This is a genomic window from Cellvibrio sp. 25HG11W-0 (genome assembly GCF_057815475.1).
In genome coordinates this window covers 2884122-2902831 of the sequence record NZ_CM174230.1, presented here as the reverse complement: position 1 = coordinate 2902831, position 18710 = coordinate 2884122, and the positions used below count along the sequence as shown (strand labels likewise).

12 protein-coding genes are annotated in these 18710 nt (G+C 45.3%); 10 read left to right on the top strand and 2 right to left on the bottom strand.

Going from position 1 to position 18710, the window contains the following annotated elements:
* Window positions 1-21: 21 nt before the first annotated feature.
* From AC0KUT_RS12230 to AC0KUT_RS12200, 7 genes are all read left to right on the top strand, one after another.
* A complete protein-coding gene (locus AC0KUT_RS12230) occupies window positions 22-942 on the top strand; it encodes a 2-dehydro-3-deoxygalactonokinase (RefSeq protein ID WP_488835742.1) in 921 nt (306 codons plus the stop codon).
* Between the two features lie 75 nt (window positions 943-1017).
* Complete coding sequence (locus AC0KUT_RS12225) at window positions 1018-2112, top strand: glycoside hydrolase family 117 protein (RefSeq protein WP_488830250.1); 1095 nt, start codon at window positions 1018-1020, stop codon at window positions 2110-2112.
* Window positions 2113-2313: 201 nt separating this feature from the next.
* On the top strand, window positions 2314-3183 hold the full coding sequence (locus AC0KUT_RS12220) for a hypothetical protein (RefSeq protein WP_488830249.1): 870 nt from the start codon (window positions 2314-2316) through the stop codon (window positions 3181-3183).
* Window positions 3184-3203: 20 nt separating this feature from the next.
* Window positions 3204-3539 (top strand): hypothetical protein, encoded by a 336-nt coding sequence (locus tag AC0KUT_RS12215; protein ID WP_488830247.1) that lies wholly within the window; start codon window positions 3204-3206, stop codon window positions 3537-3539.
* Between the two features lie 33 nt (window positions 3540-3572).
* Entirely contained in the window at window positions 3573-4607 is a 1035-nt protein-coding gene (galE, locus tag AC0KUT_RS12210) for a UDP-glucose 4-epimerase GalE (protein ID WP_488830245.1), read from the top strand.
* Window positions 4608-4899: 292 nt separating this feature from the next.
* Window positions 4900-8535, top strand: a complete 3636-nt coding sequence (locus tag AC0KUT_RS12205) for a TonB-dependent receptor (RefSeq protein ID WP_488830243.1) — start codon at window positions 4900-4902, stop codon at window positions 8533-8535.
* Between the two features lie 70 nt (window positions 8536-8605).
* Complete coding sequence (locus AC0KUT_RS12200; RefSeq protein ID WP_488830242.1) at window positions 8606-10579, top strand: hypothetical protein; 1974 nt, start codon at window positions 8606-8608, stop codon at window positions 10577-10579.
* A gap of 115 nt (window positions 10580-10694) precedes the next feature.
* Here AC0KUT_RS12200 and AC0KUT_RS12195 read toward each other — a convergent pair whose 3' ends face one another.
* Window positions 10695-11501 carry an alpha/beta hydrolase gene (locus tag AC0KUT_RS12195; RefSeq protein WP_488830241.1) on the bottom strand — a complete coding sequence of 269 codons (807 nt, stop codon included), beginning with the start codon at window positions 11499-11501 and terminating at the stop codon, window positions 10695-10697.
* Between the two features lie 5 nt (window positions 11502-11506).
* On the bottom strand, window positions 11507-12622 hold the full coding sequence (locus AC0KUT_RS12190) for a Zn-dependent alcohol dehydrogenase (protein WP_488830239.1): 1116 nt from the start codon (window positions 12620-12622) through the stop codon (window positions 11507-11509).
* A 182-nt stretch (window positions 12623-12804) separates the two neighbouring features.
* Between AC0KUT_RS12190 and AC0KUT_RS12185 the strand changes: the two genes are divergently transcribed.
* From AC0KUT_RS12185 to AC0KUT_RS12175, 3 genes are all read left to right on the top strand, one after another.
* A complete protein-coding gene (locus AC0KUT_RS12185) occupies window positions 12805-13671 on the top strand; it encodes an AraC family transcriptional regulator (protein WP_488830237.1) in 867 nt (288 codons plus the stop codon).
* A 315-nt stretch (window positions 13672-13986) separates the two neighbouring features.
* A complete protein-coding gene (locus AC0KUT_RS12180; RefSeq protein ID WP_488830236.1) occupies window positions 13987-16401 on the top strand; it encodes a beta-galactosidase in 2415 nt (804 codons plus the stop codon).
* A 94-nt stretch (window positions 16402-16495) separates the two neighbouring features.
* Complete coding sequence (locus tag AC0KUT_RS12175) at window positions 16496-18694, top strand: glycoside hydrolase family 3 C-terminal domain-containing protein (RefSeq protein ID WP_488830235.1); 2199 nt, start codon at window positions 16496-16498, stop codon at window positions 18692-18694.
* Window positions 18695-18710 lie beyond the last annotated feature (16 nt).

The following is an 18710-nucleotide window of genomic DNA, read 5'->3' as shown; positions in this document are numbered from 1 at the left end:
TGAGGTTATATCGTGGATGAAATGATTGCCATTGATTGGGGCGGCACCAATTTTCGACTACAGGTTGTAAATAACCTGGGCGATATTGTGTATAGCATTGCCCAGCCTATTGGTATTAATCAGTCATCACGCGCTGAGCTTGAAGCATGTTTGGTTAATGCAGTTGCACAGCTACCTCAGCAATATTCGGGTGCGCCGATTGTGATGAGCGGGGCAGTGGGCTCTAATGTGGGTTTGCATGAAACGCCTTATGTTGAATGCCCTGTTGACCCTTATCAACTGGCAGAGCATTTAATTAGTGTTCGGGTTGGCGATGTGAGGGCCTATATTGTTCCAGGGATTAAAACGCATGTGCGCGCAGGATTGCCCGATGTTATGCGAGGAGAGGAAACTCAGGTGCTGGGTTGGATGCAGCAGGCGAGTAAAGCAGAGTTAAAAGAGGCGCTCCTGTGCTTACCTGGCACCCACTCTAAATGGGTGCTAGTTAAGCAAGGAAACATTATCGATTTTTACACCGCATTTTCGGGCGAACTTTTTGGCAGTTTATGTGCGCAGAGTTTGTTAGTTAGTGGTGTGCAAGTTCATGATGATGCTGCGTTTCTCCAAGGTGTTAATGCTAATTTTAGAGATGCTTTTTTATTGAACTTGATGTTCAGTGCGCGTTCCCGAGTCTTAGCGGGCATGCACGAAAAGAATGTGAGTGCCGCGTATTTGTCGGGTGTATTAATTGGTGCTGAAGTAAAAGCGGCAATGAATTTATATGGAAAAGGGAAAAAAATACACCTGATCGGTGCCGATCAACTAGTGAATAGTTACGCTACAGCGATAAAGATTTACAGTGGTAAATCGATTAAACATCAAGGCGCATTGATGGCAGTTCAGGGGGCAATGTTATTGGCGAATCGATTTTTCGTGAGTCACTCGCTGGAGCGCCGCGCCTGATAAACTTTGCACCTGATAAGTATTGTTCCTGATAAAAATAGTTCAAGTAATCATTTTTAAAATAGTGAGTTAAATATGGGTGATTCCGCAGAAAAAAAATTAAGTAAAGCCAGTCTTCGCGCCATTGAGCTTGGTTATGACCAAAAAAATGCAGATTGGGTATTTGAATTTGATGTGAAACCCTTGGGAGGCGATTTTGCCTACCAAGAGGGTGTAATTCGCCGTGACCCTTCAGCAGTTATCAGCGTGGATGGTGTTTATCATGTTTGGTATACCAAGGGGGAAGGGGAAACTATTGGTTTTGGTAGCGCCAACCCCGATGACAAAGTATTTCCGTGGGATAAAACCGAAGTGTGGCATGCCACATCCGATGATGGTTGGGATTGGACGGAGCAGGGGCCTGCGGTAGTTGCGGGTATCGCGGGCTCTTATGATGATCGCGCCGTATTTACGCCAGAAGTGTTGGCGCATGAAGGGCGTTATTATTTGGTTTATCAAACTGTTCAAGCGCCTTATTTGAATCGCACCAAAGAATGTATTGCGCTCGCAAGTGCTGATTCGCCTTATGGCCCTTGGGTTAAAAGTCCGGCTCCTATTTTAATGCCAGCAGATAATGGTGTTTGGGATGGCGAAGAAGATAACCGCTTTAATTGTTTGACGCGTGGAGATTTTGATAGTCATAAAGTGCATGACCCTTGTTTGATGTTTTATCAAAATAAATTTTATCTTTATTACAAAGGTGAAATTATGGGGGAGCGCATGAACTTTGGTGGCCGTGAAATTAAACATGGCGTAGCGATTGCCGATAAGATTGAGGGACCCTATGTGAAATCGGAATTTAATCCGATCACCAACAGTGGGCATGAAGTTGTTATATGGCATGTGAAGGATGGCATCGCCAGCCTGCTGACCACTGATGGGCCAGAAAAAAATACCTGCCAATGGTCACCCGATGGAATTAATTTTGACATCATGGCGCATATCAAAGGAGCGCCTGAAGCGTTGGGCTTATATCGTGATCCAGCGGCTGACACTCAAGATCCTATTGCAGGTTTGGCTTGGGGGCTGTGCCACAAATACGATCCATCATGGAATTGGAATTATATTTGTCGTTTCAAAACTCGCCGGCAAGTGCTAGATCCGGGCACATTTCAGAATGTGGCATCCTAATTAAATAATTCAGGTGATATTTTTTTAAGTGCTGCGATAGGCTATCGCAGCACTTGTATATATCCTTTCACTTATTTTTCGCGCTGCCTTTTCCCGCCTATAAATCACTTAAAATTCTCTAAAACATCATGTGCGTGGCATTGCAATTGGCTGATATTTGCGCTAGTATAATGTAAACTGTTAACAATATGTGGGCTGTGTATGTTGCGTATAATAATATTAAGTTTAGCTATGTTTGCTATAAACGTATTTTCTGCAGCTCCAACAGTAATCACTTTTGGCTCAGGGGAGATAGCGCCTAAAGAGGAGATATATGAATATCATTTGTTGCGTCTTGCGCTGGATGCCACTAAAGCGGAATACGGCGAGTATGAAATTAGGGATTTGCCTAAGGGCGATGTCCCTACTTATTCGCGTTTGCGTATTTATGCTGAAGACAATCAATTTGAAAATTTTGTATATAAAGATTCGGCATCCAATGAAATAGTTGAAAAGTTACACGGAGTGGAATTTCCTGTTGATTTGGGTGTGACCGGTTATCGGATTGGGTTTGTATCGCCTGATTCCAAACGCAAGATAGAAGAAATTGAAACCTTGAGTGAATTAAAGCAACTTAAAATAATTCAGGGGCGTGGTTGGTTGGATAGCGAAATACTTAAAAAAATTGGGTTTAAGGTTGTTGAAGGCGGTAATATCAAAGGTTTGTTTTATATGGCAGCCAATGATAGGGCCGATATATTTTTGATAGGTGCGAATGAGTTAGAGCGGGAGTGGAAAAAGAATCAGGATGTTAAGTATTTAAGCTACGACCAAAATGTGTGTATTTATTATCCACTACCAAAATTCTTTTTTTTAAATAAAAAAAATAAAGACTTAGCTGCGCGCATTGGAAAGGGGCTTCTTATTGCCTATGAGGCTGGCGCCGTTAGAGAGTTGTGGGATGAGTATTATGGTGAGGCGGTAAAATTTGCTGACTTGAATAAAAGGAAAATATTTAGATTTGATAATCCTTTAATTGACTCGTTAGGAAAGGAATATGAGCGCTTTGTTATAAATCCTGAATTACTGTAATAATTTTTCTGGAGTTTGTGATGCGCTGGCAATCAGTAAATGTAAAAAATCCTATTGAGGCAGCTAATCGTTACCAGCGATTATTTTCTGCTCATGTAATGGAATTAAAGCATCCCTTTGGGGAGAGTAGCTTTTTTATAAATTTAGGTGGCGCGTCACTAAAGTTGGCTGGTATTCAGTGTGCTAAAAATGAGGCTAAAAAGCGCATAAAATTGAGTATGAAAGAGAAGGATATTCTTGCGGTGGTTGATAGCCTGATTAAAGAAAGAGAGCTGTTTCAAGTCGAATCCTGCAGTGGAAATTTATTTTATACGGATGACGATGGTAATGTTTTCGAAATTATCTGCATCAATTAAGCCTCAAATTAATCGTGCATATGGGAAATGGTAATGAAGTCGTATCTTAGGAAGGTTTTGGTGACCGGTGGGGCGGGTTACATTGGTAGCCATGTTTGTATTGAGCTGATTAATAATGGTTACTTTCCTGTTGTGGTGGATAATTTATTGAATGGTAAGTTAGAGTCACTTGCCAGAGTTGAAAAAATCACCGGCGTTAAACCCGATTTTTTCCAAATAGATATTAATGATAAAGCCAGCTTGCATCAAGTCTTCGAAGATTATGCAATAGGCTGTGTTATGCATTTTGCAGGTTTGAAAGCCGTAGGTGAGTCCACTCAAGTTCCCATTAAGTATTATCGCAATAATGTGGCAGGAACTGTGTCGTTGTTGGAGGTCATGGAGGCGCATTCAGTATTTGATTTTGTTTTTAGTTCATCGGCGACCGTTTATGGCGATCCTGTATCGGTGCCGATCGATGAGTCATTTTCCTTATCGGCCACTAACCCGTATGGACGCAGTAAGCTTATTGTAGAAGATATTTTGCGTGATATGGCGAAAGCACCAGACAATCAGTGGAACTTTTCAATTCTGCGCTACTTTAATCCTGCGGGCGCACATGAGTCGGGTTTAATTGGTGAGGACCCCAAGGGGATACCTAATAATTTAATTCCCTATATCGCTCAGGTAGCTGTAGGTAAGCGTGAGGCGCTCACTGTTTATGGTAATGATTACGCAACTGCTGATGGCACTGGTGTACGCGATTACATACATGTAGTGGATTTAGCGCGAGGCCATGTGGCTGCACTCAATGGTTTGACGCAACAAGGGCAGGGCTGTTCGATCTATAACTTAGGGACTGGCACTGGCTATTCTGTATTGGAGATGTTGCAGGCTTTTGAGCTGGCATGTGGTAAATCGATACCCTATGTTATTAGTGAGCGGCGCCCTGGCGATATTGCTAGCTGTTATGCGGATGTCTCTCTAGCGAGAGAGCGCTTGGGTTGGGTTGCTGAGTATAGTGTTGAGCGCATGATGGCAGATACTTGGCGCTGGCAATCGCGCAATCCTAATGGTTTTGCTGAATAAAGTTTATCTGTGTTTGCTGTTGTGTTCTTTGGGAGACCTTGCGTCTCCCTTTTTTTGTCTGCTAGCTTACTTTTACCTTTATTATGGCGGTAGGGCGGAACAATTTAAGGTTACTTTTTTTCACACTCCTTAATGCTTAAGTGTAGATTGCTAACAATCTACAATTTATTATTGACAATAAATGGTGGCTGAGTAGTATTGGAGTTGGCGTTAAAACTTTGCTTTTGTGTTCGCTCCTTGGAAGTGGGCGGCATAAAATAAAACAATAAATACCTTACATGGGGGCTTTACGATGTCAAACATCACTCACCGACTTAGAATTACGGCGTTGTCAGCAGCAATATGTGCAGTCAATAGTGCTGCTATTTATGCACAGCAAGATAACAGTTCAGTCAAGCAGGATCAGGACGTAGAAGAGGTTACTGTAACCGGTATTCGCGGCGCGCTTCAGCGCTCGATAGATGACAAGCGTAATGCTAAAAATATTACCGATACTGTGAATGCTGAGGATATGGGTAAAACCACAGATCAGAATATTGCGGATTCTTTAGGGCGAGTGACAGGGGTGACGGTTGTAAGTCGCGATGGCGAGGGTTCAAGTATTACCGTGCGCGGTGCGACTGCGGCACAAAACATCATCACTCTAAATGGCCAGCAATTAACCAGTACCGACTTTAGTCAGTCAGTCGACTTGAGCTCATTTTCGGCGGACATTCTCTCTAAATTAGAGGTGGTGAAAACCCCCAGTGCCGACCATGATGAAGGCTCCCTTGGCGCCAGTATTAACTTGGAGACTGTGCGCCCATTGACTCAGCGCGAAAATACTCGCTCGGTGACGGCTCAAGGTCGCTATAACGACTTCTCTGACAATGAAGACTATAAGTTGCAGTTTGCTGCAACCCACAAATTTCTCGACGACACCCTAGGTGTTGCATTTACTGCTTACAATGAAACCAATAATTATCGTAGAGACCAGTACCGCGTAGAAAACTTTCTAGAGTCGCCAGAGATTGCTGCCGCGACGGATCAAAATGGCGAAGTGGTATCGGGTCTCAAGGCAATCTATCACTCCAACACCGGCTATGAATTATCGCAAAATGCTTCTGATCGAAAAGGTATGACATTAGGTGTTCAATGGATGCCAAATGAAGATACTGAGCTGATGCTGGATACCACCTATAGCACCCAGGAGCAAACGCGCTCTTTGGATGCATTAAAAACCCGCTACCCGCGCAATTCTAACTTTGTAGAAGGTAAAAAACCGCTGGGTGATTTGCGCCCTGCAGCCTCATTTACCGACCCACAAGCTGACTGGTATAGCGTAGATACAAGCACCAATACCATGACCAAAATGATTAACCGTTTTGGCGCTGGGGATATGACCCGCTCAGAAGGTGGTGACGATCAAGTGAATGGCAGCATAAGTTTGCAGTTGAAGCAAACCTTAACCGATAGCTTCCGCATGGAGGCGCAAGTGGGCTATTCAGAGAGTACTTCTGAGAGTTTGCCTAATGCCTATGCGGCTTTACAAAACTATAGAAATATTCCAGCTACGCATTTGTTTGATGCGGGCGCAGAGGTTGAACCCGTTGGTTATGACTGCACCAGTGGCCGCTGTGTACAAGTGTTTGGCTCGTCGTTTGTCGATTTTGGCAGTCAGCTGCTCGATCAAACTGTCGATGGTGTATTCATTCCTGGCTACGAAGATAATATTGTTAAAACCGGTTTCAACCCACTTGATACAGATACATTCCACTTGGCTTACTTGTCGGAAACTGATGTAACTGTGGAAGATACTCTACAGAATGCGCAGGTAGATTTTGATTTTGATCTGGACAAGTTTGGTATGACTACCATTGAGTTCGGTGCAAAAATAACTCAGCGTGAAAAAATGGTAGATAACCAGCGCTACCAATTTAACTCAGTCACAAAAACAGAAGTAGTTACTGACAAAAACGGCAACCCAGTGGCTGTACCCGGCGGTGCGTTGCTCGATGTAACGGCTTCTTTGGTGGCGCGCAATGGTTTGCCTTACAACGACTTCATGAGCACGCTGGGCTATGGTCGCGACAGTGCAACCAATGGCTGGTTACCTATAGATGCTCGCGCGGCAGTTGGTCTAGTACTGGATGATGCCAACACTGAGCGCACACCCAACAAAACCGAATCGCGCACTACCGGTATAGATACCGAGGCCCTCTACCTTAAAACCAATTTTGCATTCTTTGATGAGCGCTTAACTGGTGACATAGGTGTTCGCTATGTTAAAACTGAGGTTGAGTCTAAAGGCTATGCAGGTGCAGACTTTTGGCAATTTAGCGAGTCGCTAGAGCGTGAATTTGATCTAGTAAAATTACGTGACCTGCGCGATACCAGTTTGCCTGAATGTCGCCCCTACACCACCGCTTTAGGTGCGGAGCGCCCAGGTTATGAGGCTAAATTCGAACGTGTAGATGGTTTAGGTTGGGATACCTCTAGCGGAAGTGATCCCGCCGGTTGGACCCCCATTCCCGATCAAGGTCCTTGTCATGATCCAGCCTATGCTTCTTGGGCAGCCTTTCAGCAAAATCCAGCGCTGCCAGACCCAGGCGTTACCATCAATTGGTTAACCATGTGGCGTTATGCGGATGTGTCCACAACCCGCCAAAGTGGTTGGGGTGCGTCAGGTATAACCTATGACGGCACTACGCCTATTGCGGGTAATAACGCTAATCAATTTGCGTTTAACTCCGTGGTGAATAATGAACTGCAATCCTTTGAGGCAGAGGGCACTCATACCTACACCAATCTACTCCCCAGTTTGAATTTAAATTATGCCATTAGCGATGACTTAGTTGGTCGTTTTGCCGCGTCTAAAACCATGACACGCCCCGAAATTGACCAGCTTCGTCCTGGCTTCCAAGTGGTTGAAAATGGCTACTGGGCATCGAGCGATACGGGCAGCAAGGTAAGCATGTACAACACTAAGTTGGACCCACTTGAGTCTAACAATTTAGACGTGTCTTTAGAGTGGTACTTTACTGATAGCGGTATGGTAAGTGTTGCCGTGTTTAACAAGGACATGACTAACTTTACCGATGTAGAAAGTGCAAAAACCTACATTAGTGATCTGCGCAATGTTGATGGTCCAATTGATGCCTCTACGCTGATTAAGTTGCCAACAGAAGATGCAGCTAACGATTATGGTTTACAAAACTGTATGCCGTTGCGTGCAACCGCTGACTATGGTTGGTGGGCGACAGATGCCAATCGCTTTAGCGATGACCTGCGTGATTTGTGTGGCCAATATAGCGTCAATAAAATCATCAATGGCAAGGGCGCTACTATTACCGGCGTAGAGTTGGGCTACAGTCAATCCTATGATTTCCTACCCGGTTACATCTTAAGTGGTTTGGGCTTTTCGGCAAACTATACCTATCAAAACAGTAAGTATGAGTCCGACAAATCAACCATTGACCCCACCAAAAATCTGCCCGCCTTTCCTGTGGCCGATACCCCAGAGCACAGTTACAACTTAACTGCATATTGGGAGCAGGATGGTCATCAAATTCGCTTTAGCTATCGTGGTTCAAGTGACTCCTTAGTGGGTACCGATTACAACACTGGTTTGCAGGGGCGCACCTGGAATCAGGGTTCAATTTGGAATGAAGGTCGCGACACGCTCGATTTTGCAGCTACCTATGCACTTAACGAAAGTGTGAACTTCACCTTCCAAGCCACTAACTTAACGGACGCTGTTTACCGTACTTATTTTACTAGCCGTGAATTGGAAGTGCAGCGTGTATATAGCGCTGACAGTGCCAGTGGATATGACTTTGTCGCCTATGAAGAGGGCAATCCATTGGATGGGGAAGCTACTAAATCGCGCACCTACACTGAATATAAAGTTGGTCCAACTTTCCGTTTAGGTGTGCGTGTAGCCTTCTAACTTACCGACTAAAGACCGGTGCGGGCTAGCTCCGCTCCTATCGCGAATAAAATAAATACGGGTGTTTATTATGAAACTATTTAAAAAATCAAAGTTGTGCCTCAGCTTGATAGTTGTCTCTGCATTAACGGCTTGTGGCGGCGGCAGTGGTAGCGATGGTAAAAAAGACAGCGCCGCTAATCTTGCAGCACCAACTCACAGTGGCAATATTGTAAAAAGCTACAGCGAGAAAGATGCATTTGAGTTTGTGGAATTATTGAAGGGTGCCACTGATACCGACGGCGATATTTTGCTGGTGCGGAATTTGTCGGCAGATATTGCCGATACCACCGGTTTTGAAAATGCGAGCGTGCGTATTGGCGTGCGCCCCAGTGCCTTGGCTCCACTGTTAGATACAGGCGATGTGCGCACTATTACTTATACCTATAACATAAGTGATGGCGTACACGATGTTCAGCGCACCGCAACTTTCTCAATAGTGGGTGAGGACGCCGCACCTGAGTTTGAAAATATTGCAGTAACTTCCGCTGAGGATGCCGCTGATACCGTAACGCTTGATTTATTGCAGGGCGTAACCGATGCCGATGGCGAGCCCTTATCAATTGGCAATGTAAAGGTTGTATCCAATCCCGACTCTGCAGCTACCTTGGTTGGCAATATTGTCACTATCAATGTTGGTTCTTTTAAAGATTCAATAAAAGGTGGCGACACACGGGTATTCTCTTATGAATACACCGTAAATGATCACAACCATAGTTTGCCAAGAACGGCGGTAGTCACTATTAATGGTGTGTCTACTGAGCCAGAACCACCCACGGTTTACGGCCCACAAAAAGCGAGCTTTACCACCGCAGGTGCAAAAATAATTTTGGATTTGGTGGCCTCACCTAACGTAATCGATTGGAATGGCGATGCGGTCAGTGTTGATTACAATACTCTGCAGCCAGTGGGGGATGCGCCTGCCTTTACTTTTGCGGGTTCCGCCAATGGTAAGTTGATTATTGAGCCGGCTGCATTTTACCAGCATGTCGAGAGTGCTAAGACATTCACCTACACCTATGATGTGGTGGATTCTACCGGTCGCAAAGCAGCTGCTAGTGCAGAGCTGAGTGTGACCAGAGCGCCTGCGGTATTGCGTATTACCAATGGTGGCTTTGAAAATGGTCTAGTGGGTTGGGCTGCAGAGACGGGTGGCATTGCTTCTATAGCCACAGCATCTGCTTTAGGATTAGATTTTGAAGGCGCGCAATTAGTGAAGTTTTCTGGGGCTGAAACATTAACGGCGAACCTGGCGGGTATAGAAGCAGGTGCAACCTATGTGGCAGAAAGTCGCGTGAAGCATGCAGATGGTTGGGGTGGTGCTGCAACATCAGCGATATTTGGCACTGTTGGGGGCGTACCTGGTACACGTATCACCGGAACCTCAATGTACGAACACGGTGCAGGCGCGCGTACTAATGTGGTGGCCTTTGTGGGTACGGCGGGAATGTCATATGCCTTTAAAACTGCCCAAGTTACCGAGCTTGATGATGTGCGTGTTTATAAGTACGGCTTTGAGCAGGTTAACAACCTTATCTCTGCTGGCGACTCTACCTTTGATTTGGGTGCAGGTAACTGGAAGTTGGCTGACGGCGCCATGGTCAGTGCTAATAGCCCTCTTAGCGGTGCTATGAGCTTAGAGTCTGGCAAGGTTGGCGATGTGAGAAATATATTGCCCTTGGCTACTGGTGCTGTTAAGAACGGCAAGCGTTATTTGGTGACAATGGATGTGGAGATTATTGGCTTTGCTCCTACGAATCATACCTTCCGCGTGTCAGTAGTTGACCCTGCCAATAATGACTCAACTGTTATTGGAGGTGCATTCAAAGGTGTTTATATGTTGTCAGAAGCTAAGCAAACCTTTGCTGCAGTGCTTGATGTTGCACGTGATTCTACGGTCACTGATTGGGCAACAAAAGCTCAGGAGTTGCATATAGGCACCAACGTGTGGGGTCAGGGTTTCAACTACCGTATTGACAATGTACGTTTATTTGAAATCCCCTAGTACATCTGCTTGTTTTAACGCCTTATAAAAAAACCGACCCTGAGTTTCTCGGGGTCGGTTTTTTTATGGGCTAGAGTTTAGCAATAAAGTAGCAATGGGTTTGAACTGAAATATTCTATTTAAGGGTGTTTTGGATGTCGTTAAAAAAGTAGAGGGTTTTACTAATATTTTTGTGCCAATACTCCCAATTATGCTCCCCGGGGAGAGCTTCAAGTTTCACCTCTATGCCCAGTGCGCTTAAGGCCTCGTTAAACGCTAAGTTACCTTGATAGAGTAAATCTTCGGTACCGCAATCAAAGCGCAAAGGGGGCAATGAATCTTTGTGGGTTTTTAACCAGTAAAGTATGTCGGCCTCCTGTGGTTTTTGGCATTGGTAGATGGATAAGTCTTCACCCACAAAGAGTGCCATTTCACTTAAGTGGGTGATGGCGGAGTGGGCTGATACCCCTTTAAATATATGCGGGTATTTGGCACCCAGGCGCAGCGCGCCATAGCCGCCCATGGAGAGTCCAGAAATATAAATAGGCGATTGCGCCGAGGCGGATGGGTTGTTGTCAATTACCGCCGCAATCACATCTTCTACAATCCATTTTTCGTAATCCTCCCCATTGGTTAGGGGGAGATAAGCCGAGCCACTGTGAAATCCACCATCCGACGGCATCACCAATATCATCTCAGTTAAATTACCTTGGTTATAGCAGTGCATATAAGCCTGCTGTGCACCGCCCAAACCCTGCCATACCCAGTGGTTGCCATATACGCCGTGTAGGAGCAGCACTATGGGTAGATTCTCGGCGTTACTGTGTGGGTTAAAAACACTAATATCTGCGCGCTTTTTTAAATGGCTACTCTCAACACAGAGCATCTGCACGGCGTCGGGCATAAATTTTAGGTTGGACTTTTCTACTCTAATAACGGTCATTTGTGTCACTCCTCATCATCAAAGATAACAACACCTTTGGCGATACGGCCATTAATTAAATCGTCAAAACCCTGAGCAACATCTTCAATGCGATAGGTTTTGGTGACCAATTCATCGAGCTTTAATTGGCCTGAGCTGTAGAGATCCATAATGCGCGGGAAATCCCGGTCGGGATTGCACATGCCATAAAGTGGATTGATATAAATTTTGTCCCATTCAAATAATTCACAATCAAAATCAATGCGCTGTTCAATGCCGCTGACTTGCACCGCCATCCCGGCACTGCGAATAAGTTTGAGTGGTGCGGAGCCAAGCGCGGGAACGGCGGTGCACTCAAACGCGTAATCTGTTCCGCGCCCGCCGTTGATCGCACGCACTTGAGTGGCTACCTCATTGAAATCTTTATCTTCTCGCGTCGCGATGACGCCATGGGTTGCGCCGAATTTTTTAGCTTGATCTAGTCGCTCGCTATTGATATCAATGGCGATAATTTTATTGGCGCCCGATAATTTTGCCGCTTGTATAACATTCAAGCCCACGCCACCACAGCCAATCACACTGACAGATGATCCCAATTTGACATTGGCGGCATTGACGACCGATCCCCAGCCCGTCATTACACCGCAACCAATAATTGATGCGGTAGCGTAGGGGATGTCGCAGTCAATTTTTACTACTGCAGATTCTTTAACAATAGTATGTTCAGACATAGTGCCGAGATGAAATGAGCGCTCAATCGGCGTTCCCTGATGGCTGGCAGCTTCTGCGTGAGCATGTCCACAAAGGCCTTGTCCACAAACGGGTGAGTTTATCTCGCAAATATGCATATTCCCTTCGCGGCATTGGAAGCAGTGACCGCAGGGAATTGCCCAATTTAAGATAACTCTATCGCCAGGTTTTACTTTGGTAACCGCCGAACCAACGGCTACTACAATACCCGCACCTTCATGGCCAACAATAAAAGGTTTTTTCCAAGTGTTGATCGAGTCCCAATCGGTGTGGCATATGCCAGACGCTTTTAATTTAACATGTACTTCATTCTGTGCCGGCATACCAATGGCGATACTGGTTAAATGGAAATTGCCCATTCCATCAGACAATATGGCTTTTGAGTTAATCATGGCAGTTTGCTCCAGTGTTATTTGTAGAGTTAATGTTAAGTGAGCTAAGCATTGAACAAATAGGCTAGAATCAACATAACAGACATTATCTATAGGGTATTTTTTTAGTTGCGATGCAATTGCTAGCGTATAAAAAATATAATTACTTTCGTCCCGAGTATATTGACTACTGGAAAATTAACATGCGCAAAAACAACGTATATTGTGAGCCGTTTTGCATACAGCATGGTTATGATTTTGAAATTCATCATGTGGTTTATTCGGAGGATTCTCCTTATTCCTGTTTTATGCATTTTCATGAGGTTCACGAACTTATCGTGTTTGATACTATAGAGGGAACCTTTTTTTACAGTCAGGGTAAGTCGACCTTATGTGATCAGGATTTAGTGTTCACTCCCGCGTTAGAGACACATGATTTTGAGTTGTCATCGCGCAATAAATCTTGGTATATCATCCAATTTCTACCTGAAATTTTGCTGTCGTCTGGATTAGAGCAGGCAGAAGAATTTTTTAAGTATGGTATGCATTTGCGCTTAAAGTCTGAGGATGCAAGCGCAATCCAAACTTTGGCAAAATGGTTGCTGGAATCGTATAGTGAATCGCCATCCAGTAATCGTAGTGAAGCATTACTGCGAGCCCTACTAACTTGGGTGGCGGAACGATCAGTACCATTAAAGCCACCGCACTACGATACACTGGTGAAATCTTCCGGTTATGTAAAGCTTGAGCCAGTCGTTAATTTGTTTCGCCACAATAAAAGTGTTGAGCTCTCTCTGGAGCAAGCGGCGGCGTTGTGTTGTATTTCACCTGCCTATTTTTCACGCTTGTTCAAATCGGTGTTTCGCTGCAATTACTCTGATTACAATGTTAAGCACCGGCTTTACAGTGCGGCTAGAATGTTAAGCCAAAGTCAGTTTTCCATTACTGAAATCAGTTACGAGCTCAATTTTTCCAGCCCGTCCCATTTTATTTCTCAATTTAAAAAGTTATTTGGCGTCACCCCTAAAAAGTTCAAAACCACCATGCTGCAGCGGGTTAGTGATATCTAGCCCAAGATGCGCACATATACTGTGCGTGGCCGTGAACGGGCACACTGTGTCGGTTTCAATGTAACAAAACACCATTGTTATAAATGGCACTAGAAAAACCAGGAATGTCATTAATTTGACATTTAGGGTTTGGATGCGCGCGGTTATTTAATGAGTGCTTGTCGACCTTGATAAAACGCCAGCATGGTGTATATTGTTGAATGTTAACAAAAAATGAATGGCTGCAATAGTGGGAATTGGTTGTTTCATACGATTTCGTTTATAAATCGCGGCTATTGATAACACTTCAATATATAAATTAAAAATAGGTGATTCATGATGTGTTCGAATTACAAGCTTGATCGATCCATTGCATTGTTACTGAAAACTAGCGTGCTGAGTGTGGCCTCATTGTTCCTTATCGCCTGCCAGGATGAAGCTGTTGACAAAGCTCCTGCTGCAACCCCAGCCCAAACCCAAACCCAAACCCAAACTGCGGCCACTGAGAAGGTATTGTTTGATTTTGAGGGCGATCAGTTGCCCGCGGAAATCAGTTTTTTTAATGCTCAGGGAAGTTTGGTTAAATCCTCAGCGAGTGATACCTCAACATCGCAAGCATTAAAAGTAAAGTTCAACTCTGTTGATCATGAATACACCTCCTTGGTTATCCAGCCAAAGTCAGACAATTGGAATTGGACTGATTTCGGCGATGCCAGTCTTGCTTTTGATATCGCCAATGAGGGTGACCATTCTGTACAGTTATTTTTAGATGTATCTGATGCAAAGGGCAATAACTTTACACGCAGTGTCAGTGTGCCGGTAGGAAAGTCTCGGGTTTACTATTCCAAGTTAAGTGGTCACGACATGGTAAGCGCCAACCCTGATTCCAAGGTGGAGCTTAATGCCGCTTCCGGTTTGCGCGGTAATCCTCCGACTTGGGCGGGAGATGATGTGCAGTTTATTTGGATGTGGGGGGTAATGAATCTAGATCTCTCTGCGATTAAGCGCATATCGCTCAGTGTGCAATACGCCCTGCACAACAAAGAAATTACCTTGGATAATATTCGGGTGATAAAAAATCCGGCCATGGATAAAGATTTTTTAGTGAGCCTAGTGGATAAATTTGGTCAGCCTGCCAAGGTGGACTTTGCCGGTAAAATTCACTCAGAAGCTGAGTTGGCCGCGGCGACTAAACAAGAGTTAGCTGAATTAAATAATGGTGCACCACTGACGGATCGCTCGCAATACGGCGGTTGGAAGAATGGCCCCAAGCAGCCAGCCACAGGTTTTTTTCACCCTAAAAAAGTGGATGGAAAATGGTGGTTGGTTGATCCAGAAGGCTATTTATATTTTGCCACAGGTTTGGACATAGTGCGCTTGGCCAACGCTTACACCATGACCGGCTATGACTATGATGCCGCGACTATTGAGCAGCGCAGCGCCGACGATTTAACCCCAGAAGACTCTAAAGGTAAGATTGCAATTAGCGCCGCCGCGCAAAAAACTCGGCATCAGGTTTCTAAAACCCGCGCCGACATGTTTGAGTGGTTGCCCAAGCACACTGACCCCTTAGGCAATCACTACGACTACAATCGCGACGCCCATTCTGGCCCTTTACTTAAGGGTGAAGTGTTTAGTTTTTACAGCGCCAACTTGGAGCGAAAATACGGCGAAGCCGAACCTGAGTCCTATTTAAGACAGTGGGAAAAAGTGACCGTGGATCGTATGTTGAGTTGGGGCTTTACTTCGCTCGGCAACTGGACTGATCCAAAATTCTATAACAACAAACGCATTCCCTACTTTGCCAATGGCTGGATTATTGGCAACTTCAAAACTGTGTCCAGCGGCAATGATTTCTGGGGCGGCCTGCCAGATCCATTTGACCCTGTCTTTAAAGAGCGTGCATTGGCAACCGCTAAAGCCATTTCTGAAGAGGTGAACAATAGTCCTTGGTGTGTAGGTGTGTTTATCGACAATGAAAAAAGTTGGGGACGTTCGGATAGCAAAGAATCCGAATACGGCATAGTGCTCAACACCTTAACGCGCGATGGTGCTGATTCACCGACCAAGGCAAAGTTTACCGAGTTAATGAAGGCCAAGTACTCGGACATAGCCGCATTAAATACAGCCTGGGGAACTTCGGTTGGTTCTTGGGCTGAATTTCAACAAGGTGTTAAAACCGGCATAAACAACGATGCACAGTTGCAGGATTTCAGTCTGCTGTTTACGGCTTATGCAGCGGAATACTTCAAAATTGTTGAAGCGGCCTTAACTCAATACCTGCCTAATCATATGTATTTAGGCGTGCGCTTTGCCGATTGGGGAATGCCAAAAGATGTGGTTAAGGCAGCGACTAAATATGCCGACGTGATGAGTTATAACCTCTATAAAGAGGGCGTCACTAAAAATAGATGGAAATTCCTAGCGGAGCTGGATATGCCCAGCATTATCGGTGAATTCCATATAGGTAGTACCGAGTCGGGTTTATTTCACCCGGGTTTAGTGCATGCCGCCAACCAAGAGGATCGCGCCAAAATGTACAAAGAGTACATGGAAACCGTGGTGGACAACCCTTACTTTATTGGCGCCCATTGGTTTCAATATATGGATTCCCCCGTGACTGGCCGCTCTTACGACGGGGAAAATTACAATGTAGGTTTTGTATCGGTTACCGACACGCCCTATGCACCCATGGTGAAAGCTGCCAAGGAATTGCACAGTGAAATGTATGAGCGTCGCGCTAAAAAGTAATTTAGGTTAAATGCGCAAAAAATAAAAAGAGCCAGCCAGTGTTGGCTGGCTCTTTTTTTTGCTCAAAAAAATACTAATAAATATAGGTTTTACTATGTTTAAACAGTCGCTGTTAATCATCTTGCTTTGTTCCAGTCAATTAGTCTTTTCTGCTGAAAAAAAAGCGCTTGAGCAGCCTTGGTTTGACGCAAATATTGGCTTTGACACGCGCGCAGAATTGTTAGTTAACGCCATGACACTGGATGAAAAAATTGCGCAGCTTTCACACAGCACTCCCGCTATTGATCGGCTCGGGGTAGTTGAGTACAACTGGTGGAATGAAGCCCTACACGGCGTGGCGCGCAATGGTAAGGCGACAATTTTTCCTCAGACCATTGGGCTTGCCGCTAGTTTTGATCCCGATCTTGCCTTTAGGGTTGCCTCCGCCATTTCAGATGAAGCGCGCGCTAAATATGCCATTGCCCAAGCAATGGGGAATAGGGGGCAGTACGCCGGTTTAACCTTCTGGACGCCGAATGTAAATATTTTTCGCGACCCGCGCTGGGGGCGCGGGCAGGAAACCTACGGCGAAGATCCGCTGTTAACGGCGGTTATGGCCACGGCTTTTGTGAAAGGCTTGCAGGGCGATCATCCTAAGTATTTAAAAACTGCCGGTCTCGCCAAGCATTTTGCGGTTCACTCTGGCCCTGAATCCCTGCGCCATCATTTTAATGTAACGCCCTCCAAAAAAGATTTGTATGAAACCTATTTGCCCGCGTTTGAGGCGCTAGTGACCGAGGCCAAGGTGGCCGGTGTTATGTGTGCCTACAATGCCGTTAATGGCGAGCCTGCCTGCGCTAATAGCCAGTTAATCAATGATGTGCTTAAGGGTGGCTGGGGGTTCAAGGGTTATATTGTTTCGGATTGCGGGGCACTTTACGATTTACACGCAGGCCACAAGGTCACTAAAAATTCGGTTGAGTCGGCGGCCTTGGCACTGGGTGTGGGCGTCAACTTAAATTGTGGTAATACCTATGAGCAATCCTTAAAAAAGGCCTTCATTCAGGGTTTGGTCGCAGAGACACTTATCGATGAGCGACTTAAAGAGCTTTTATTAATTCGCTTTCGCTTAGGTTTTTTTGATCCGGCCAGTGAAAACCCCTATAGCAATTTTAAACCTGAGGTGATTAACAGCGAAAAAAATAAACGCTTGGCGCGCGAGGTGGCGGCTAAGTCGATTGTGTTGCTCAAAAATAAAAACAATACGCTGCCGCTGGCAAAGGACATTAAGGTTCCCTACGTCACTGGCCCCTTTGCGGCTTCCGCCGATATGTTGATAGGCAACTATTACGGCATATCTGGGCACCTAGTCACTATATTGGAAGGTGTGGCCGACAAGGTATCCCTAGGTTCCTCGCTCAATTATCGCAGTGGTGCCTTACCCTTTCACCCCAACATTAACCCTCTTAATTGGGCCCCTGAAGAAGCTAGGACGGCGGATGCCGTTATAGCGGTGGTAGGTGTAACGGCCGATATGGAAGGCGAAGAGGTAGATGCTATAGCCTCGGCGGACAGGGGTGACAGGGTTGATATTACCCTGCCCAAAAATCAAATCGATTATGTAAAACAAATCGCCAAAAATAAAAAAGGCCCATTAATTTTAGTGGTTGCTGCGGGCAGCCCAGTAGCCCTTGGTGAATTAGAGGCGCTGGCTGATGCCATACTTTGGGTTTGGTACCCAGGTGAGCAGGGCGGTCATGCGGTTGCCGATGTGTTGTTTGGCGATGTAAATCCCTCGGGGCATTTGCCGCTTACTTTTCCTATGTCGGTGCAAGACTTGCCGCCCTTCGATAACTATTCCATGAATGGCAGAACCTACAAATACATGGAAAAAACGCCGCTCTATCCATTTGGATTTGGACTTTCCTACACGCATTTCGTGTTCGAAAATCTGAAAGTGCAGGCGCAAAAAATTGCTGAGGGAAGCTCGCTAAACCTAAGCGTTGAGTTAAAAAATGCAGGAGATATAGCTGGCGCCACCTTGGTTCAAGTGTACCTCTCGCCCCTATCACCCATTGTGGGGGAGCCCATCGCCGAATTAAAAGCGTTTCAATCTGTAGCGCTTAAGCCCCATGAAAAACAGCGCGTGCAATTAACCATCGACAGCAAGAATTTGTATCGAATAAATGAGCGCGGTGAAAAAGTCTGGCCAAAAGGAAAATACCGTCTATCCGTGGGAAATTCTCTGCCCTCCAAGCGCAGCCTTGATTTGGGTGCGGCGCGCTATCAGCAAAAAATTATTCATTTTAAATAGTGTGATTGCATAAAGA